26 protein-coding genes are annotated in these 16,528 nt (G+C 62.5%); 3 read left to right on the top strand and 23 right to left on the bottom strand.

Annotation, left to right across the window (positions count from 1 at the left end; translation table 11 throughout):
- Nucleotides 1-74: 74 nt before the first annotated feature.
- The 5 genes from rpsK to ACFWIX_RS03365 form a co-directional block, all read right to left on the bottom strand.
- The gene (gene rpsK / locus ACFWIX_RS03385) at nucleotides 75-476 is read right to left on the bottom strand and encodes a 30S ribosomal protein S11 (protein ID WP_009358720.1); all 402 of its coding nucleotides are present in this window, start codon (nucleotides 474-476) and stop codon (nucleotides 75-77) included.
- Nucleotides 477-533: 57 nt separating this feature from the next.
- Entirely contained in the window at nucleotides 534-908 is a 375-nt protein-coding gene (gene rpsM, locus ACFWIX_RS03380; RefSeq protein ID WP_003803743.1) for a 30S ribosomal protein S13, read from the bottom strand.
- Nucleotides 909-1,092: 184 nt separating this feature from the next.
- Nucleotides 1,093-1,206: a 50S ribosomal protein L36 gene (rpmJ, locus tag ACFWIX_RS03375; protein ID WP_009358722.1), complete on the bottom strand. Its 114-nt coding sequence runs from the start codon at nucleotides 1,204-1,206 to the stop codon at nucleotides 1,093-1,095.
- Between the two features lie 70 nt (nucleotides 1,207-1,276).
- On the bottom strand, nucleotides 1,277-1,498 hold the full coding sequence (infA, locus tag ACFWIX_RS03370; protein ID WP_009358723.1) for a translation initiation factor IF-1: 222 nt from the start codon (nucleotides 1,496-1,498) through the stop codon (nucleotides 1,277-1,279).
- A 172-nt stretch (nucleotides 1,499-1,670) separates the two neighbouring features.
- On the bottom strand, nucleotides 1,671-2,612 hold the full coding sequence (locus ACFWIX_RS03365; RefSeq protein ID WP_377214680.1) for a P1 family peptidase: 942 nt from the start codon (nucleotides 2,610-2,612) through the stop codon (nucleotides 1,671-1,673).
- A 202-nt stretch (nucleotides 2,613-2,814) separates the two neighbouring features.
- Here ACFWIX_RS03365 and ACFWIX_RS03360 point away from each other — a divergent pair, with 202 nt between their 5' ends.
- The 3 genes from ACFWIX_RS03360 (at nucleotide 2,815) to ACFWIX_RS03350 (ending at nucleotide 6,151) form a co-directional block, all read left to right on the top strand.
- Entirely contained in the window at nucleotides 2,815-3,777 is a 963-nt protein-coding gene (locus ACFWIX_RS03360) for a carbohydrate ABC transporter permease (RefSeq protein ID WP_377214679.1), read from the top strand.
- Nucleotides 3,774-4,682 carry a carbohydrate ABC transporter permease gene (locus tag ACFWIX_RS03355; RefSeq protein WP_377214678.1) on the top strand — a complete coding sequence of 303 codons (909 nt, stop codon included), beginning with the start codon at nucleotides 3,774-3,776 and terminating at the stop codon, nucleotides 4,680-4,682. The genes ACFWIX_RS03360 and ACFWIX_RS03355 overlap by 4 nt, the downstream gene beginning before the upstream one ends.
- A 110-nt stretch (nucleotides 4,683-4,792) precedes the next feature.
- Nucleotides 4,793-6,151, top strand: a complete 1,359-nt coding sequence (locus ACFWIX_RS03350; RefSeq protein WP_377214677.1) for an ABC transporter substrate-binding protein — start codon at nucleotides 4,793-4,795, stop codon at nucleotides 6,149-6,151.
- A 156-nt stretch (nucleotides 6,152-6,307) separates the two neighbouring features.
- Here ACFWIX_RS03350 and map read toward each other — a convergent pair whose 3' ends face one another.
- The 18 genes from map to rpsS form a co-directional block, all read right to left on the bottom strand.
- Nucleotides 6,308-7,135, bottom strand: coding sequence for a type I methionyl aminopeptidase (map, locus tag ACFWIX_RS03345; protein ID WP_377214676.1), 828 nt, complete (start codon nucleotides 7,133-7,135; stop codon nucleotides 6,308-6,310).
- Between the two features lie 70 nt (nucleotides 7,136-7,205).
- A complete protein-coding gene (locus ACFWIX_RS03340) occupies nucleotides 7,206-7,775 on the bottom strand; it encodes an adenylate kinase (RefSeq protein WP_377214922.1) in 570 nt (189 codons plus the stop codon).
- A 5-nt stretch (nucleotides 7,776-7,780) separates the two neighbouring features.
- Entirely contained in the window at nucleotides 7,781-9,091 is a 1,311-nt protein-coding gene (gene secY / locus ACFWIX_RS03335; RefSeq protein WP_377214675.1) for a preprotein translocase subunit SecY, read from the bottom strand.
- A 216-nt stretch (nucleotides 9,092-9,307) separates the two neighbouring features.
- On the bottom strand, nucleotides 9,308-9,793 hold the full coding sequence (gene rplO, locus ACFWIX_RS03330) for a 50S ribosomal protein L15 (protein WP_377214674.1): 486 nt from the start codon (nucleotides 9,791-9,793) through the stop codon (nucleotides 9,308-9,310).
- Nucleotides 9,794-10,000, bottom strand: coding sequence for a 50S ribosomal protein L30 (rpmD, locus tag ACFWIX_RS03325; protein ID WP_377214673.1), 207 nt, complete (start codon nucleotides 9,998-10,000; stop codon nucleotides 9,794-9,796).
- A 2-nt stretch (nucleotides 10,001-10,002) separates the two neighbouring features.
- Nucleotides 10,003-10,725, bottom strand: coding sequence for a 30S ribosomal protein S5 (gene rpsE, locus ACFWIX_RS03320; RefSeq protein ID WP_377214672.1), 723 nt, complete (start codon nucleotides 10,723-10,725; stop codon nucleotides 10,003-10,005).
- Nucleotides 10,722-11,105 (bottom strand): 50S ribosomal protein L18, encoded by a 384-nt coding sequence (gene rplR / locus ACFWIX_RS03315; RefSeq protein WP_079596676.1) that lies wholly within the window; start codon nucleotides 11,103-11,105, stop codon nucleotides 10,722-10,724. The genes rpsE and rplR overlap by 4 nt, the downstream gene beginning before the upstream one ends.
- Nucleotides 11,106-11,107: 2 nt before the next feature.
- Complete coding sequence (gene rplF, locus ACFWIX_RS03310; protein ID WP_377214671.1) at nucleotides 11,108-11,644, bottom strand: 50S ribosomal protein L6; 537 nt, start codon at nucleotides 11,642-11,644, stop codon at nucleotides 11,108-11,110.
- 18 nt (nucleotides 11,645-11,662) lie between these two features.
- Nucleotides 11,663-12,061: a 30S ribosomal protein S8 gene (gene rpsH / locus ACFWIX_RS03305; protein ID WP_079596674.1), complete on the bottom strand. Its 399-nt coding sequence runs from the start codon at nucleotides 12,059-12,061 to the stop codon at nucleotides 11,663-11,665.
- 79 nt (nucleotides 12,062-12,140) lie between these two features.
- On the bottom strand, nucleotides 12,141-12,722 hold the full coding sequence (rplE, locus tag ACFWIX_RS03300) for a 50S ribosomal protein L5 (RefSeq protein ID WP_066277862.1): 582 nt from the start codon (nucleotides 12,720-12,722) through the stop codon (nucleotides 12,141-12,143).
- Nucleotides 12,722-13,084: a 50S ribosomal protein L24 gene (gene rplX / locus ACFWIX_RS03295; RefSeq protein ID WP_377214670.1), complete on the bottom strand. Its 363-nt coding sequence runs from the start codon at nucleotides 13,082-13,084 to the stop codon at nucleotides 12,722-12,724. The genes rplE and rplX overlap by 1 nt, the downstream gene beginning before the upstream one ends.
- 3 nt (nucleotides 13,085-13,087) lie before the next feature.
- Nucleotides 13,088-13,456 carry a 50S ribosomal protein L14 gene (gene rplN, locus ACFWIX_RS03290; RefSeq protein WP_009358299.1) on the bottom strand — a complete coding sequence of 123 codons (369 nt, stop codon included), beginning with the start codon at nucleotides 13,454-13,456 and terminating at the stop codon, nucleotides 13,088-13,090.
- A 493-nt stretch (nucleotides 13,457-13,949) separates the two neighbouring features.
- Nucleotides 13,950-14,255 (bottom strand): 30S ribosomal protein S17, encoded by a 306-nt coding sequence (rpsQ, locus tag ACFWIX_RS03285; protein WP_009358300.1) that lies wholly within the window; start codon nucleotides 14,253-14,255, stop codon nucleotides 13,950-13,952.
- On the bottom strand, nucleotides 14,252-14,581 hold the full coding sequence (gene rpmC, locus ACFWIX_RS03280; protein WP_013601828.1) for a 50S ribosomal protein L29: 330 nt from the start codon (nucleotides 14,579-14,581) through the stop codon (nucleotides 14,252-14,254). Before rpmC ends, rpsQ begins: the two co-directional genes overlap by 4 nt.
- A gap of 2 nt (nucleotides 14,582-14,583) precedes the next feature.
- Entirely contained in the window at nucleotides 14,584-15,000 is a 417-nt protein-coding gene (gene rplP / locus ACFWIX_RS03275; RefSeq protein WP_050054315.1) for a 50S ribosomal protein L16, read from the bottom strand.
- Nucleotides 15,001-15,834, bottom strand: coding sequence for a 30S ribosomal protein S3 (gene rpsC, locus ACFWIX_RS03270; RefSeq protein WP_377214669.1), 834 nt, complete (start codon nucleotides 15,832-15,834; stop codon nucleotides 15,001-15,003).
- Nucleotides 15,835-16,200 carry a 50S ribosomal protein L22 gene (rplV, locus tag ACFWIX_RS03265; RefSeq protein WP_009358304.1) on the bottom strand — a complete coding sequence of 122 codons (366 nt, stop codon included), beginning with the start codon at nucleotides 16,198-16,200 and terminating at the stop codon, nucleotides 15,835-15,837.
- 38 nt (nucleotides 16,201-16,238) lie between these two features.
- Entirely contained in the window at nucleotides 16,239-16,520 is a 282-nt protein-coding gene (rpsS, locus tag ACFWIX_RS03260; protein ID WP_003803803.1) for a 30S ribosomal protein S19, read from the bottom strand.
- Nucleotides 16,521-16,528: the final 8 nt, after the last annotated feature.

The following is a 16,528-nucleotide window of genomic DNA, read 5'->3' as shown; positions in this document are numbered from 1 at the left end:
GGTCTGAAGACTTAACGCGCTGGGCTTGCCCGGTCCATCGCTGGTCCGGGCAAGCTCAAACAGCGCTGGAAACCTTAGACGCGGCGGCGCTTGGGCGGACGGCAGCCGTTGTGTGCTGCGGGGGTGACGTCCTGGATGGAGCCAACCTCGAGGCCAGCGGCCTGCAGCGAACGGATTGCGGTCTCGCGGCCGGAGCCCGGTCCCTTGACGAAAACGTCAACCTTGCGCATGCCGTGCTCCTGGGCACGCTTTGCAGCAGCTTCGGCAGCCATCTGTGCTGCGAAGGGGGTGGACTTACGCGAGCCCTTGAAGCCAACCTCACCGGAGGAAGCCCAGGAGATCACAGCACCGGTCGGGTCCGTGATGGACACGATGGTGTTGTTGAACGTGCTCTTGATGTGCGCCTGGCCCAGCGCGATATTCTTCTTGTCCTTCTTACGCGGCTTGCGAACCGCGCCACGAGTCTTCGGGGGCATTTTTTCTCCTACAGAAAGTTATTGGGGAAAGCTCCGTCAAAAATCCCGGACGGGATTTTAACGAGCCTTCTTCTTGCCGGCGACGGTACGCTTCGGGCCCTTGCGGGTACGTGCGTTGGTCTTCGTACGCTGACCGCGTACGGGCAGGCCCTTGCGGTGGCGCAGGCCTTCGTAGCTGCCGATTTCAACCTTGCGGCGGATGTCGGCTGCTACTTCGCGGCGAAGGTCACCCTCAACCTTGTAGTTGCCTTCAATGTAGTCACGCAGCTCAACCAGCTGTGCATCGGTGAGGTCCTTAACGCGGACGTCAGCGCTGATGCCAGTGGCAGCCAGGGTTTCGTGTGCACGGGTCTTGCCCACGCCGTAGATGTAAGTAAGCGCAATTTCCAGCCGCTTTTCGCGGGGAATGTCTACGCCAGCGAGACGAGCCATAGTGGCAGTACTCCTTGATAAACCGGAGGTCGTAGGCAGTACACCCGCACATTCCGTACGGCCCCAGCCTCCGACCGGGGGTTAGCTGTCCGGACTCGTTAGAGCTTGGTGTTCCAGATCAGCTTGTGCTGCCTTTATTTACTTGCGTGGGTTAGCAACCCAGGATTTCCTTCAGAGAAGGAAATTAGCCCTGGCGCTGCTTGTGGCGCGGGTTCTCGCAGATCACCATGACCCGGCCATTACGGCGGATCACTTTGCACTTTTCGCAGATCTGCTTGACGCTCGGCTTGACCTTCATGGCATTCCTTTGCGTGTAACAGTTGGTCAGCTGGAGCAGCGGCCGGCTTGCGCTGGCGCCGCCCAGCAATTTACTTGTAGCGGTAGACGATACGACCACGGGTGAGGTCGTACGGGCTCAGCTCCACCACTACGCGGTCCTCCGGAAGGATTCGAATGTAGTGCTGACGCATCTTTCCAGAGATGTGTGCCAGGACGATGTGCTTGTTGGTGAGCTCAACGCGAAACATCGCGTTAGGCAGCGCCTCGGTCACAACGCCTTCGATCTCAATGACCCCGTCCTTCTTGGCCATACCCTCCGCTAACTGTTGTTGCCGCAGCCCTGCCGGATTGCACCGGGCATGGCCACGAACGTTTTTGTTGGATCGATTGCCGGTTCCGGAGCCCAAAAGGGCGCGGCGGTCCAGACAACCAACAAACAACACTACCCTGTCCGGCCGGAAATGAGAAATTGGCAATCATAACCTAAACACTGCGGTACGCACCATATTCTCCCGCGGCAGTGTGCACGGCTTCAGCGCGCGCCACCCCGTCCAGGACCGCGGAACGTACGACGTCGGCTGCCGCACTTTGCAGGGTGATCATGCCAAGGCGGCGGGCAGCTTCATCGGCACCGCCGAGTGCCACCGCCCCGGTCGCCAGGCAGAAGACGGTATCCCCGTCCGCCAGCGTGTGGCTTGGGTTGAGCGCCCTTGCGATCCCGGCGTGCGAGGCGGAAGCCGTTCTCTTGCATTCGGCGACGTCCAGGGCGGCGTTGGTGGCGACAACGACAAGAGTGGTGTTGAGCGGGGCACCGCGGCCGGGCTCAGGCTGCTGGGCGGTCGCGTCGAACGGCAGGCCGAGCGCGTTCACCACAGCAAGTGCCCCCACGACAATGCCGTCCTCCAACGTGACGGAGGCCGCGCCGATTCCGCCTTTAAACCGACCCCTCCCTATGAGAGCACCGGTGCCGGCACCGACATTTCCGCGGGCTACCTCATGCCCTTCCCCTTGCGAAGCGGCGGCGGCCGTGGCCGCATAGCCCATGTCCGGCGTCGGGCGCGCCGAGAAGTCCCCGCCCCTGCCGAGGTCGAAGATCGCGGCCGCCGGGACGATCGGCACCACTCCCCCGGGGACGGCAAAACCCCGACCCTGTTCCTCGCACCAGCGCTGCGCTCCCGCTGCTGCCGCAAGGCCGTAAGCGCTGCCTCCGGTGAGAACGACGGCGTCCACCTGGCTGACCAGGGTGGTGGGATCGAGCGCATCGGTCTCGTGCGTGGCGGGCCCGCCGCCCTGCACGTCCACGGAGCCCACCGTCCCCGGCGGTGGGAGGACCACCGTCACGCCGGTCAGCCAGCCGCCGTCGGACTTCTGCTCATGGCCCACCCGGATCCCCGGCACGTCAGTGATAGCTCCCGCCGCTCCCATGCCACCTATTCTCCCCCCACTCCCCAACTAGGTCGCGACCCAGTTGGGAAGGGGCAGAACGATCGGTGAACGTGGAGGGAAGGCTCGGCCAATACTCGGCGAAGCGGCCGGTATTCCGGCTTTGCGACTGAAGGAATGTGGTGAAGTGAGAACCGACTCCCCTCCCGCCGGCCTGAAGCCAGGCCCATTCCGTGAGAGATCCATGACTATTCACCTCTCGGAGACCAGCACCGCCGCGCCGCCCGCACCGGACGCTGCTGCGCCAGGCCCCGTCCCCCACAAGCGCTGGTCGGCCCGGTCCCGCCGGGATTTCGGTGTCTTCCTTGCCCTGGCGCTGCCTAACCTCGCACTGATCGGGACGTTCACCTACCTCCCGCTGCTCAACAACATCTACTACTCCACGCTGGACTGGACGCTGGGCTCAGCCTCAGCCGTAGTGGTGGGCCTGGACAACTACCTGACCTTCTTCACCAGCCCTGATGCGGCCAACGTCCTGGGCACCACAGCAGTGTTTACGCTGTTGACGGTGGGCGGATCCATGGTGCTGGGACTGCTGGTGGCACTCGCCCTTAACAGGAAGGTCCGGGGGACGACCTTTGCCCGGGCCGCGGTCTTTGCGCCCTACGTCCTTTCGGGCGTGGGCGTCGGCCTGGTGTGGCTCTTCATCTTCGACCCCGGCTACGGAGTGCTTGCATGGCTGCTGCGCGGCCTGGGGCAGCAGAGTCCGCAGTGGATCAACGATCCACAGCTCTCGCTGGCCATGGTGATCATCGTCTACGTGTGGAAGAACCTCGGCTACTGCGCGGTGGTATTCCTCGCGGGGCTCCAGTCGCTGCCGAAGGACGTCATGGAGGCCGCCGCCCTGGACGGCGCCGGAAACATGCGGCGCTTCCTGAGCATTTCGCTGCCGCTCCTCTCGCCCACCACGTTCTTCCTCCTCATCACCACGATGCTTAGTTCCCTGCAGGCCTTTGACCTCATTCGGATAATGACACCGCTGGGAGCCGGTACCAGCACCCTTATTTACGAGGCGTACCTCCAGGCCTTCGGCGCCTACAACCGGGCCGGATATTCAGCAGCCATCTCCGTGGTGCTGTTCGCCATCCTGCTGGTAATCACAGTCCTGCAGCTCCGTTTCGTGGAGCGGAAGGTGCATTATTCATGAGCATCGCAACCAGTCCCCGGCCACAGGGAACGCACGACGGCGGCGCCTCCGGCGTGCCGGCCGGCCCGTTTTCCTGGGCGAACCTGGCCCGGACGCTGGCCGGCGGGTACCTTCCGCTGGCGGCAGCCACCCTCGTGGTCTTCCTCCCGCTGCTGTGGATGGTGCTCAGCTCCTTCAAGCAGCCGGGCGAAATCGTAACCCTGGACCTCAGGGTGCTGCCGGAATCGCTTAACCCGGAGAACTACCGGGTGGCCATGACCACGGTCCCCTTTGGGCAGTTCTTCCTCAACAGCACCCTGGTCACCCTCATCGGCTCCACCATCAAAGTGGTGCTTGCCGTCCTGACCGCGTACGCCCTGGTGTTCGTGCGGTTCCCGGCCAAGAAGCTGATCTTCGTCCTGATCCTGGTGGCGCTGATGGTTCCGCCGCAAGTATCGATCCTGCCGAACTACATCCTGATCGCGGGCCTCGGCGGCAAGAACACCCTGTGGGGGATTATCCTTCCGGGGCTCGGCACGGCATTCGGCACCTTCCTGCTGCGCCAGCATTTCCTCACCCTTCCCGGCTCCATCCTCGAAGCGGCCGAAATCGACGGTGCCGGGCATTGGCGCCGGCTGTGGCAGGTGGTGGTGCCGGTATCGCTGCCGTCCATCGCCACCGTTGCCCTGGTTACCGTGGTCAGCGAGTGGAACGAATACATCTGGCCGCTGATCATCACGGACCGGCCCGAAAGCATGACCCTGCCAGTGGGCCTCACGCTCCTGCAGAACTCCGAAGGCAACGGCGCCGGCTGGGGCATCATGATGGCCGGCGCGGTACTGGTGATCCTGCCCATCCTCGTCGTCTTTGCCATGCTGCAGCGCTACATCGTGGCAGGCCTGACCCAGGGAAGCGTCACCGGCTGACCTAACCAGCCGACCGCCATCGTACGTAAATCTTTCTCCCCTCCACCGCATCAAGAAACGGGCGCGGCTGCGCTACAGCACACTGTCCCGGTCCACAGAAAGGCATTACCTTGGCAGCAAACCCAGTAATCCCTGCGCTTGGCCGCAGGCTCTTCCTCTCCCTGGCGGGCGCAGGAACGGGAGTCGCCGCATTGACCGCCTGTAGCGGCCCCTCCACCGGCGGGAACTCGTCAACAACGGCCGCAGACCTGGATTTCAAGGATGTGAGGCCCGCGGCGACCATCGACTTCTGGTCCAACCACCCCGGTAAGTCGCAGGACGTAGAAAAGGCCATGATCTCGAAGTTCCAGGAGAAATACCCGGACATCAAGGTCAACCTCGTGACCGCAGGAGCCAACTACGAGGAAATCGCCCAGAAGTTCCAGACGGCACAGGCGGCGAAATCAGGCCTGCCCGCACTGGTGGTCCTCTCAGACGTCTGGTGGTTCCGCTACTACCTGAACGACAGCATCATTCCGCTGGACTCACTCATCAGCCAACTGAACGTTCCTTTGGACGATTTCCGTACGTCACTGGTCAACGACTACAAGTACGACGGCAAGCAGTGGGCGCTGCCCTACGGCCGTTCCACCCCGCTCTTCTACTACAACAAGGACCACTTCAAGGCCGCAGGCCTGCCGGACAGGGCGCCGGCGACCTGGCAGGAATTCGCCGAGTGGGCGCCCAAGCTCAAGGCCGCCTCCGGCGCGCAGTACGCGTTCATGCACCCGGCCCTGGCGGGCTACGCCGGCTGGACGCTGCAGAACAATCTCTGGGGCGAAGGAGGCGCGTGGTCCAAGGACTGGGACATCACCTGCGATTCGGCGGAATCCGTTGCCGCCCTCCAGGAAGTCCAGGACTCGGTCTACAAGGACAGCTGGGCCGGGGTCTCGTCCAAAGACTCCGCGGACGACTTCGCGGCCGGCCTCGCTTCCGCCACCGTGTCCTCCACTGGATCGCTGATCGGCATCCTCAAATCCGCGTCCTTCAACGTGGGCGTGGGATTCCTGCCGGGCGGCTCCAAGGCCAAGACGGAGGTCTGCCCCACGGGCGGTGCCGGCCTGGGGATACCCAGTGGCGTGACCCGCGAGGAGCAGTTGGCGGCTGCCATGTTCCTGCAGTTCGTGACGGAGCCGGAGAACACCGCGGAGTTCTCTGCGGCTACCGGTTACATGCCCATCCGCAAGTCAGCCGACATGACCGCGGTCCTGGCCAAGACGCCGCAGATCAAGACCGCCATGGACCAGCTTGCCGTCACCCGGGTCCAGGACAACGCCAGGGCCTTCCTTCCCGGCGCTGACCAGGAGATGGCCAAGGCAGCGGCAAAGATCCTCACCCAAAAGGCGGACGTCAAGGCCACCATGACCGAACTGAAGACTACGCTCGAAGGCCTGTACACCAAGGACGTCAAGCCCAAGCTGAAGGCCTAGTCCTCCTGATACGCAAAATCCCTGGCCGCCACCGTAGTGGGTGGCCGCCAGGGATTATTCAGATCCGGACGTCCGCTACGGTTTCGGACTTCCGCACCCCGGGATCGAGGGGCGCATGTCCGAAACCGTAGCGGGCATCGACAAGCGGCGCGGACCTTACGGGATCGGTACCGGGGTGACGCCGAGGGGCACCAGGTGCTCCGCACCGCCGTCGGGCGCTGAAAGCACCCAGATGCCCTTTTCGTGGACTGCAACGGAGTGCTCCCACTGGCAGGAACGCTTGCCGTCCGTGGTGACCACGGTCCAGTCGTCCTCCAGGACGGCCGTTTCGATGCCGCCGAGCACCAGCATGGGCTCAATTGCCAGGCAGAGGCCGGGCTTGATCTTGGGGCCGCGGTGGCTGGTGCGGTAGTTCAGGACGTCCGGCGCCATGTGCATTTCGGAGCCAATGCCGTGGCCCACGTAGTCTTCGAGGATGCCCAGGGGCTTGCCCGGAACTGACGAGACGTAGTCGTCGATGGCGGCGCCGATGTCGCCTACGTGCGTGCCGGTAGCCAGTGCGGCTATCCCACGCCACATCGCCGCGCGCGTCACGTCCGAAAGGCGCTGGTCCTCAGGGCTGGCCGTGCCCACGATGACGGTCCGCGCCGAATCGGAATGCCAGCCGTTGACGATCGCGCCGCCGTCGATGGAGATGATGTCGCCACCCTCCAGGACTCGGCTGCCGGGAATCCCGTGCACCACTTCCTCATTAACGGAGGTGCAGATCGTTGCGGGAAAGCCGTGGTACCCAAGGAAGTTTGACTTCGCGCCCGCCTCGTTGAGAACAGCGGCGAAGACGTCGTCCAGGTGCTTGGTGGTGACCCCCGGCGCGGCGGCTGCCACGGCAGCGTCCAGGGCACGGCTCAGCACCAGTCCGGCTTCGTGCATGGTGCGCATCTGCTCGTTGGTCTTGTACTCGATGCGGGGCTGGCCAAACGCCATGGTGTGTCCTTTCAAATGGCTGAGGCTCCTCCCTTGATCGGGGAGGAGCCTCAATGTCCGGTGGCCTGGATCAGGCTGCCTGTGCTGCCTTGATGGCCTGCATGACGCGGTCCGTCACTTCGTCGATGGCGCCGATGCCGTCAACCTGGGTCAGGATGCCGCGTTCGGCGTACTTGGCTACCACGGCTTCAGTCTGCTCGTGGTAGAGGTCAAGGCGGTGGCGGATGACGGCCTCATTGTCGTCGCTCCGGCCGGTTTCCTTGGCACGGCCCAGGAGGCGGCTTACCAGTTCCTCATCATCGGCGGTGAGCTGCAGGACGACGTCCAGCTTCTCCTGTTCCTCCGCGAGGATCTGGTCCAGGTAGTCCACCTGCGCGGTGGTCCGGGGGTAGCCGTCCAGAAGGAAGCCGCTCTCGACGTCAGACTCGCCCAGGCGGTCGCGGACCATCTTGTTGGTCACGCTGTCCGGAACGAAGTCGCCGGCGTCCATGTACTTCTTGGCCTCGATGCCAAGCGGGGTCTCACCCTTGACGTTGGCCCGGAAAATATCCCCGGTGGAAATCGGCACGACGCCGAGGCGCTCCGAAATCCGTTCCGCCTGCGTTCCCTTGCCGGAACCGGGAGGTCCAATAATCAGCATTCTCGTCATCGCAAAAGCCCTTCGTAGTGACGTTGTTGTAGCTGCGCATCAATCTGCTTGACGGTTTCCAGACCAACGCCCACCATGATCAGGATCGAGGTGCCACCGAACGGGAAGTTCTGGTTTGCGTTGATCAGCACCAGTGCCACCAGCGGTATCAGCGCCACGAAGCCCAGGTAGAGGGCGCCGGGGAGCGTGATACGGGAGAGCACGTACTGCAGGTAGTCAGCGGTCGGTTTCCCGGCGCGGATACCCGGAATGAAACCGCCGTACTTCTTCATGTTGTCCGAGACCTCTTCAGGGTTGAAGGTGATCGCGACGTAGAAGTAGGTAAAGAACACGATCATGGCGAAGTACAGCACCATGTAGATCGGCTGGTCACCGCGGACCAGGTTGTTGTTGATCCATTCGACCCACGGCTGCATCTGCTCGCCGGCCTGCGGCTGGTTGAACTGCGAGATCAACCCGGGCAGGTAGAGCATGGAGGAGGCGAAGATCACCGGGATAACACCGGCCATGTTGACCTTGATGGGGATGTAGGTGCTGGTCCCGCCGACGGTCCGGCGGCCAATCATCCGCTTGGCATACTGCACGGGAACGCGTCGCTGCGACTGTTCCACGAAGACCACCAGTGCCACCGTCAGCAGGCCGATGCCCAGGACGATGAAGAAAGTCCCCGGGCCCTGCGAGGTCCAGATCGCGCCCAGCGAGGTGGGGAACGTGGCAGCAATGGAGGTAAAGATGAGCAGCGACATACCGTTGCCCACGCCCTTCTCCGTGACCAGTTCGCCCATCCACATGATGAGGCCGGTGCCCGCGGTCAGCGTGATGATGAGCAGAATGGTGGTGACCACGCTGTCATTGGGGATGATGGGCAATGCACAGCCGGGCAGGAGCTGCCCCGAACGGGCCAGCGACACCAGGGTGGTGGCGTTCAGCAGGCCCAGTGCAATGGTGAGGTAGCGCGTGTACTGGGTGAGTTTGGACTGACCCGCCGCGCCTTCCTCGTACAGCTCCTGGAAGCGGGGAATGACCACCCGGAGGAGCTGCACGATGATGCTGGCCGTGATGTACGGCATGATGCCCAGGGCAAAGATCGACACCTGCAGCAGGGCCCCGCCGCTGAACAGGTTTACGAGCTGGTACAGCCCGCCTGCCGTTTGACCGTTCTGCAAGCATTGCTGGACATTCTGGTAGTCCACACCAGGCGAGGGAATGAAGGCGCCCAAGCGGAAGATGGTGATGATTCCCAGCGTGAACAACAACTTGCGTCGCAGATCAGGCGTGCGAAAGGCCCGGCCAAATGCGCTAAGCAAGCGTCCTCCTGTGGTGTGAAGAAGAGTGATGTGATGGGGATCTATAAATCCCAACAACCGAGTCTAACCGTTGCATGCGCCATGCGAACAATCGGCAGCAGCCCGGATGCGCCGGATGGCGGCGAAAACACGCCCGGCGGAAATGAAAAACTCCCGGCATCCGGACCCGAAGGCCAGATACCGGGAGTTCAACGAACAGGCTGTTGCCCCATCACCCTAGAGGGTGGTGGTGCTTCCGCCTGCAGCAGCGATCTTGTCAGCCGCGCTGGCCGAGAATGCGTGGGCGGTGACGTCAACCTTGACGGTGATGTCGCCGGTGCCCAGCACCTTGACGGGCTGGTTCTTGCGAACGGCGCCCTTTTCGACCAAGTTCTCCACGGTGACAGCGCCACCTTCGGGGAACAGCTCGTTGAGCTTGTCCAGGTTCACAACCTGGAACTCAACGCGGAACGGGTTCTTGAAACCGCGCAGCTTCGGCAGGCGCATGTGCAGCGGCAGCTGGCCGCCGGCAAAGCCAGCCTTGATCTGGTAGCGGGCCTTCGTACCCTTGGTACCGCGACCGGCGGTCTTACCCTTGGAAGCCTCACCACGACCAACACGGGTCTTGGCGGTCTTGGCACCCTGGGCGGGACGCAGGTGGTGAACCTTCAGGGCATTCTGCTTCTCAGCAGCCTGCGCCTTTTCAGCAGTCTTCTCTGCCATTTACTTCGCCTCCTCTACCTTTACCAGGTGCGGAACCGTGTTGAGCATGCCAACGGTCACGGCGTCGGCGGTGCGGACAACGGTGTGTCCGATCCGCTTCAGGCCGAGGGACCGCAGGGTTTCGCGCTGGTTCTGCTTGCCGCCAATGGCGGACTTGATCTGAGTGATCTCCAACTGAACGTCGGAGGGGACCAGGTTCTTAGCCATAACTAGGCACCTGCCTTCGGGTTCAGGAGAGCCTTCACCAGCGCCTGGGGAGCGATCTCGTCCAGCGGCAGGCCGCGGCGTGCTGCCACTGCTGCCGGCTCTTCGAGGCGCTTCAGCGCGTCAACGGTCGCGTGAACGATGTTGATCGCGTTGGAGGAACCGAGCGACTTGGAGAGGATGTCGTGGATGCCCACGCACTCCAGTACTGCACGGACCGGGCCACCGGCGATAACACCGGTACCGGCAGAGGCCGGACGCAGCATTACGACGCCGGCAGCGGCTTCACCCTGAACGCGGTGCGGGATGGTGTTGCCAACGCGGGGGACGCGGAAGAAGGACTTCTTGGCCTCTTCAACACCCTTCGCGATTGCAGCGGGAACTTCCTTGGCCTTGCCGTAGCCCACGCCGACCATGCCGTTACCGTCACCAACGACGACCAGGGCGGTGAAGCTGAAGCGACGACCACCCTTGACCACCTTGGAAACGCGGTTGATGGTGACAACGCGCTCTACGAACTGGCTCTTCTCGGCTTCACGGCCGCCGTCGCGGCCGCCACGGCCACCACGGTCGCCGCGGCCCTGGCCACGGTCGCCACGCTCGCCGCGACGAGCGCCGCCACGGCGGTCGTCGGCAGCTGCGGGGGCAGTGGTCTCAGCGGCAGCTACGGCTTCAGTCGCCTTCTGATCTGCAGACACAGTGTCCTTTTCCTTGTTTGCTTCCGTCACAGCGACAGCCCACCTTCACGTGCACCGTCAGCGACGGCGGCGATCCGGCCGTGGTACTTGTTGCCACCACGGTCGAAGACAACAGCTTCGATACCTGCAGCCTTGGCACGCTCGGCAACCAGTTCGCCAACGCGCTTGGCCTTGGCAGTCTTGTCGCCGTCGAATGCACGAAGGTCGGCTTCCAGGGTGGAGGCGCTCGCTACGGTCAGGCCCTTGGTGTCATCGACAACCTGGACGAATACGTGGCGTGCGGAGCGGTTGACGACCAGACGAGGACGTACAGCCGTACCGGAGATGCGCTTACGGATACGAAGCTGGCGGCGGCTGCGCGAAGCAGACTTGCTCTTGTTCGTACGCTTCTTGTTAATTGAGATGGCCATGGTTACTTACCAGCCTTTCCGACCTTGCGGCGGATGACCTCGCCGGCGTAACGGATGCCCTTGCCCTTGTAGGGGTCCGGCTTCCGCAGCTTGCGAATGTTGGCAGCAACCTCGCCGACCTGCTGCTTGTTGATACCTGAAACAGAGAGCTTGGTCGGACCCTCAACTGCAAAGGTGATGCCAGCCGGAGCGGTGACGCTGACCGGGTGGCTGTAACCCAGAGCGAACTCAAGGTCAGATCCCTTGGCCTGAACGCGGTAACCGGTACCGACAATTTCAAGCTTCTTCTCGTAGCCCTTGGTAACGCCCTCGATCATGTTGGAGATCAGGGTGCGGGTCAGGCCGTGGAGTGAACGGGAGGCGCGCTCGTCGTTCGGGCGGGCGACAGTCAGGGTGTCTGCTTCCAGAGTGACCTCGATCGGGCTGGCCACAGTGTGGTTCAGCTCGCCCTTGGCACCCTTGACGCTGACGACAGAGCCGTCAACCTTGACCTCAACGCCGGCAGGAACGGTGATGGGGAGACGTCCAATACGTGACATTATTCTCTTCCTTTCCCGTTACCAGACGTACGCGAGGACTTCGCCGCCCACGCCCTTCTTGCCGGCCTGCTTGTCAGTCAGGAGGCCGGAAGAGGTGGACAGGATTGCGACACCCAGGCCACCGAGCACGTGCGGCAGGTTGGTGGACTTTGCGTAAACACGCAGGCCCGGCTTGGAGATACGGCGAACGCCAGCGATGGAACGCTCGCGGTTCGGACCGAACTTGAGCTCGATGGTCAGCTTCTTGCCAACCTCAGCGTCCTCTTCCTTCCAGCCGGCGATGAAGCCTTCTGCCTTCAGGATGTCAGCAACGCGTGCCTTGAGCTTGCTGTACGGCATGGACACGGTGTCGTGGTATGCCGAGTTTGCATTGCGCAGACGCGTGAGCATGTCTGCGACAGGATCTGTCATTGTCATGGTGGGCTCTTGCCCTTCCTCGTAACGGTTTCCGCGGAGTGCCCTCAGGCAGCACCGCCGGACCTTTTACGTAGTTGGATTAGTCTTCGGCCTTGAACGGGAAACCAAGCGCCTTCAGCAGCGCGCGGCCCTCGTCATCGGTCTTGGCAGTGGTAACAACCGTGATGTCCATACCGCGGACGCGGTCGATCTTGTCCTGGTCGATTTCGTGGAACATAACCTGCTCGGTCAGACCGAAGGTGTAGTTGCCGTTGCCATCGAACTGCTTGCCACTCAGGCCACGGAAGTCCCGGATACGGGGCAGGGCGAGGGTGACCAGGCGGTCCAGGAATTCCCACATGCGGTCGCCACGCAGAGTTGCGTGTGCACCGATGGGCATGCCTTCGCGCAGCTTGAACTGTGCGATGGACTTGCGGGCCTTGGTTACCTGCGGCTTCTGGCCGGTGATCTGGGTGAGGTCGCGGACAGCGCCGTCGATCAGCTTGGAGTCCTTGGCGGCATCTCCAACACCCATGTTCACAACAACCTTGACGAGGCGCGGAACCTGGTTGACGTTTTCGTACTTGAATTCCTCAATGAGCGTGCTCTTGATGGATTCGGCGTACTTGGTCTTCAGACGAGGAACGATCTTCGTTGCCGGAGTCTCGAGAGTCTCAGTCATTAGATGTCCTTCCCTGAGCTCTTGGCCACGCGGATGCGGACTTCGCGCTTCTTGCCGTTGCGCTCAACGGTTTCGGTGCGGAAGCCAACGCGGGTGGGCTTCTTGGTGGACGGGTCTACCAGAGCCACGTTGGAGATGTGGATCGGGGCCTCAACAACCTCGATGCCACCGGTGTTGGTGCCGCGCTGGGACTGACCGGCCTTGGTGTGCTTGGTGACGCGGTTGATGCCTTCGACCAGCACGCGGTTGGTGTCGGTGAACACGCGCAGGACCTTGCCCTGCTTGCCGCGGTCGCCGCCGCGCTCAGCCTTGGCGCCAGTGATGACCTGAACCAGGTCACCCTTCTTGATCTTTGCAGCCATGGACTAGAGCACCTCCGGAGCCAGAGAAACGATCTTCATGAACTTCTTGTCACGCAGTTCACGACCAACCGGTCCGAAGATACGGGTACCGCGGGGGTCACCGTCACCCTTCAGGATTACAGCTGCGTTCTCGTCAAACTTGATGTAGGAACCATCCGCACGGCGGCGTTCCTTCTTGGTACGGACGATGACTGCCTTGACAACATCGCCCTTCTTTACGTTGCCGCCAGGGATTGCATCCTTGACGGTGGCGACAATGACGTCACCGATGCCTGCGTAGCGACGACCGGATCCACCGAGAACGCGAATGGTAAGGATTTCCTTAGCACCCGTGTTGTCGGCGACCTTGAGCCGCGACTCCTGCTGAATCACTATTTACTCCTTGCGTCGCGCCGGTTCTCAGGCCGTGATCTTGCTACGGAATGAGCCTTGCGGAACGGTTGATCGGGGTGTCTCTTGACCTGCCTGGATTTTGCCAGACCAGGCCTAAACTCCCGTGCCGGAAGCAGTTGCTCCCATCCGGTCCAGGACTGCTCCTGGGCGCAAGGGGGCACTATGCTGCGGCACGCTTGTTTACGAGGTTGATGACGGCGCGCAAAAGGCGCCATACAAACTCAATATCCTAGCACGTTTCGGCGGGATCCCCATATCACCCGGCAGCGCTCCCCCGCAAGACGGACGACGGCGTCACGCACGGCAGCCTTTTGGCCCGCCCCGGCTGCCCCTCCCCCGGAAAGCCGCGGTCCCGCCGTCGTACTGGTTCCAAAAGCGTGCTCTCCGTGACGCGCACACAACCCGTGGGAGTTAAACGAGGAAGCCCCCGCTCCGCGAACGGAGCAGGGGCCACACGGCGAAGCAGCAGCTGCTACTTGGCCTTCTCGAGGATTTCCACGAGCCGCCAGTTCTTGGTGGCGGACAGCGGACGGGTCTCGGCGATAACAACGAGGTCGCCGATACCGGCGGTGTTGTTCTCATCGTGTGCCTTGACCTTGGAGGTACGGCGGATGACCTTGCCGTACAGTGCGTGCTTCACGCGGTCCTCAACCTGGACAACGATGGTCTTTTCCATCTTGTCCGAGACCACGTAGCCGCGACGCGTTTTGCGGTAACCGCGCTGCTCAGCCGTGGCTGCGGTAGCAGTTTCCGTCACGTTCTGGTCCTTTTCACTCACTTGGCATCCTCCTCGGTCTCAACCGTTTCAGCCGGCTCGGCCTTCTTGGTTGCAGCCTTCTTGGACTTCTTCTCTTCCTTGGCTTCCACAACCGGTGCGGCAACCTCGGCACGAATGCCCAGCTCGCGCTCACGGAGAACGGTGTAGATGCGGGCGATGTCCTTCTTTACCGCGCGCAGGCGACCGTGGTTCTCCAGCTGACCGGTGGCGGACTGGAAACGCAGGTTGAACAGCTCTTCCTTGGCCTTGCGGAGTTCTTCAACGAGACGCTCGTTGTCGAAACCGTCCAGCTGTGCGGGAGCCAGATCCTTGGATCCTACTGCCATTTCTATTCACCACCTTCGCGACGCAGAATGCGTGCCTTCAACGGGAGCTTGTGGATTGCCAGGCGGAGTGCCTCGCGTGCTACCGATTCTTCGACGCCGGAGATCTCGAAGAGAACCCGGCCCGGCTTGACGTTTGCGACCCACCATTCCGGCGAACCCTTACCGGAACCCATGCGGGTTTCGGCCGGCTTCTTGGTCAGGGGACGGTCCGGGTAGATGTTGATCCAGACCTTACCGCCACGCTTGATGTGGCGGGTCATCGCGATACGTGCAGACTCGATCTGACGGTTCGTGACGTATGCCGGGCTCAGGGCCTGGATGCCGTACTCACCGAAGGTGACCTTGGTGCCGCCCGTAGCAGCGCCGGAACGACCCGGGTGGTGCTGCTTGCGGTGCTTGACTCGACGTGGGATAAGCATTTAAGCCTGTCCTCCTTCTACTGCTGCAGCGGGTGCAGCCTCAACCGCGGGTGCCTCGGCAGCAGGAGCTGCTTCGGCGGCCGGGCGGTCGTTACGACGGCGGCGGTCACCACGGTCAGCGCCACCCGGACGGCCCGGACGGTCGCCGGAGCGGCCGCGGGACGGGGCGGAAGCGGCCTGGGCGGCCAGTTCCTTGGCGGTGACGTCACCCTTGTAGATCCAAACCTTCACGCCGATGCGGCCGAAGGTGGTCTTGGCTTCGTAGAAGCCGTAGTCGATGTTCGCGCGGAGGGTGTGCAGGGGCACACGGCCTTCGCGGTAGAACTCCGAGCGGGACATTTCAGCGCCACCCAGTCGACCGGAGCAGGCGATACGGATGCCCTTGGCACCTGCACGCTGTGCGGACTGCATGGCCTTCTTCATCGCACGGCGGAAAGCCACGCGGGAAGTCAGCTGCTCAGCAACGCCCTGGGCAACAAGCTGTGCTTCCATCTCGGGGTTCTTGACCTCGAGGATGTTCAGCTGGACCTGCTTGCCGGTGAGCTTTTCGAGCTCGCCGCGGATGCGGTCTGCTTCTGCTCCGCGGCGGCCGATGACGATGCCCGGACGTGCCGTGTGGATGTCCACGCGGACGCGGTCACGGGTGCGCTCGATCTCGACCTTGGCGATGCCTGCGCGCTCCATGCCCGTGGACATGAGCTGGCGGATGCGGATGTCTTCGCGAACGAAGTCCTTGTACCGCTGTCCGGCCTTGGTGCTGTCAGCGAACCAGTGCGATACGTGATCGGTGGTGATGCCGAGTCGGAACCCGTGCGGGTTTACTTTCTGTCCCACTTAGCGAGCCTCCTCTTTCTCCGGGGTAGCGACTACCACGGTGATGTGGCTGGTGCGCTTCTTGATCTGAAATGCACGACCCTGGGCACGCGGCTGGAACCGCTTCATGGTCGGGCCTTCATCAACAAACGCTTCGCTGATGATGAGGTCACCTTCGTCAAACGCCACGCCGTCGCGGTCCGCGAGGACCCGGGCGTTGGAGATTGCCGACTGTACTACCTTGAATACCGGCTCCGAAGCTGCCTGCGGGGCAAACTTCAGAATTGCCAGAGCCTCATTCGCTTGCAATCCACGAACAAGGTTGACGACGCGCCGGGCCTTCATAGGCGTTACGCGGATGTGACGCGCAATTGCCTTGGCTTCCATTGCTTTCCTTCTCTCGTCTTTGACGTAAGTGCAGGCGCCTAGCGGCGCTTGCCCTTACGGTCGTCCTTGACATGGCCGCGGAAAGTCCGCGTGGGAGCGAATTCGCCGAGCTTGTGCCCGACCATCGACTCAGTGACAAACACCGGGATGTGCTTGCGTCCGTCGTGTACGGCGATCGTGTGTCCGAGCATGTCGGGGATGATCATCGAACGGCGGGACCAGGTCTTGATGACGTTCTTGGTGCCCTTTTCGTTTTCCCTGGCTACCTTCACAAAGAGGTGCTGGTCAACGAAAGGACCTTTTTTCAGGCTGCGTGGCATGTGTCCAG

Source organism: Pseudarthrobacter sp. NPDC058362, assembly GCF_042723515.1.
Taxonomy (GTDB): Bacteria; Actinomycetota; Actinomycetes; order Actinomycetales; family Micrococcaceae; genus Arthrobacter.
This window is presented reverse-complemented; position numbering and strand designations above follow the sequence as displayed.

Coding starts and splice junctions, on each gene's coding strand:
- rpsK (WP_009358720.1), bottom strand. CDS start 476: ATGCCCCCGAAGACTCGTGGCGCGGTTCGCAAGCCGCGTAAGAAGGAC.
- rpsM (WP_003803743.1), bottom strand. CDS start 908: ATGGCTCGTCTCGCTGGCGTAGACATTCCCCGCGAAAAGCGGCTGGAA.
- rpmJ (WP_009358722.1), bottom strand. CDS start 1,206: ATGAAGGTCAAGCCGAGCGTCAAGCAGATCTGCGAAAAGTGCAAAGTG.
- infA (WP_009358723.1), bottom strand. CDS start 1,498: ATGGCCAAGAAGGACGGGGTCATTGAGATCGAAGGCGTTGTGACCGAG.
- ACFWIX_RS03365 (WP_377214680.1), bottom strand. CDS start 2,612: ATGGGAGCGGCGGGAGCTATCACTGACGTGCCGGGGATCCGGGTGGGC.
- ACFWIX_RS03360 (WP_377214679.1), top strand. CDS start 2,815: ATGACTATTCACCTCTCGGAGACCAGCACCGCCGCGCCGCCCGCACCG.
- ACFWIX_RS03355 (WP_377214678.1), top strand. CDS start 3,774: ATGAGCATCGCAACCAGTCCCCGGCCACAGGGAACGCACGACGGCGGC.
- map (WP_377214676.1), bottom strand. CDS start 7,135: ATGGCGTTTGGCCAGCCCCGCATCGAGTACAAGACCAACGAGCAGATG.
- ACFWIX_RS03340 (WP_377214922.1), bottom strand. CDS start 7,775: ATGCTGATTATTGGACCTCCCGGTTCCGGCAAGGGAACGCAGGCGGAA.
- rplO (WP_377214674.1), bottom strand. CDS start 9,793: ATGGCAGAGAAGACTGCTGAAAAGGCGCAGGCTGCTGAGAAGCAGAAT.
- rpmD (WP_377214673.1), bottom strand. CDS start 10,000: ATGGCTAAGAACCTGGTCCCCTCCGACGTTCAGTTGGAGATCACTCAG.
- rplR (WP_079596676.1), bottom strand. CDS start 11,105: ATGGCCATCTCAATTAACAAGAAGCGTACGAACAAGAGCAAGTCTGCT.
- rplF (WP_377214671.1), bottom strand. CDS start 11,644: ATGTCACGTATTGGACGTCTCCCCATCACCGTTCCTGCCGGCGTTGAG.
- rpsH (WP_079596674.1), bottom strand. CDS start 12,061: ATGACAATGACAGATCCTGTCGCAGACATGCTCACGCGTCTGCGCAAT.
- rplE (WP_066277862.1), bottom strand. CDS start 12,722: ATGACTGAGACTCTCGAGACTCCGGCAACGAAGATCGTTCCTCGTCTG.
- rplX (WP_377214670.1), bottom strand. CDS start 13,084: ATGGCTGCAAAGATCAAGAAGGGTGACCTGGTTCAGGTCATCACTGGC.
- rpmC (WP_013601828.1), bottom strand. CDS start 14,581: ATGGCAGTAGGATCCAAGGATCTGGCTCCCGCACAGCTGGACGGTTTC.
- rplP (WP_050054315.1), bottom strand. CDS start 15,000: ATGCTTATCCCACGTCGAGTCAAGCACCGCAAGCAGCACCACCCGGGT.
- rplV (WP_009358304.1), bottom strand. CDS start 16,200: ATGGAAGCCAAGGCAATTGCGCGTCACATCCGCGTAACGCCTATGAAG.
- rpsS (WP_003803803.1), bottom strand. CDS start 16,520: ATGCCACGCAGCCTGAAAAAAGGTCCTTTCGTTGACCAGCACCTCTTT.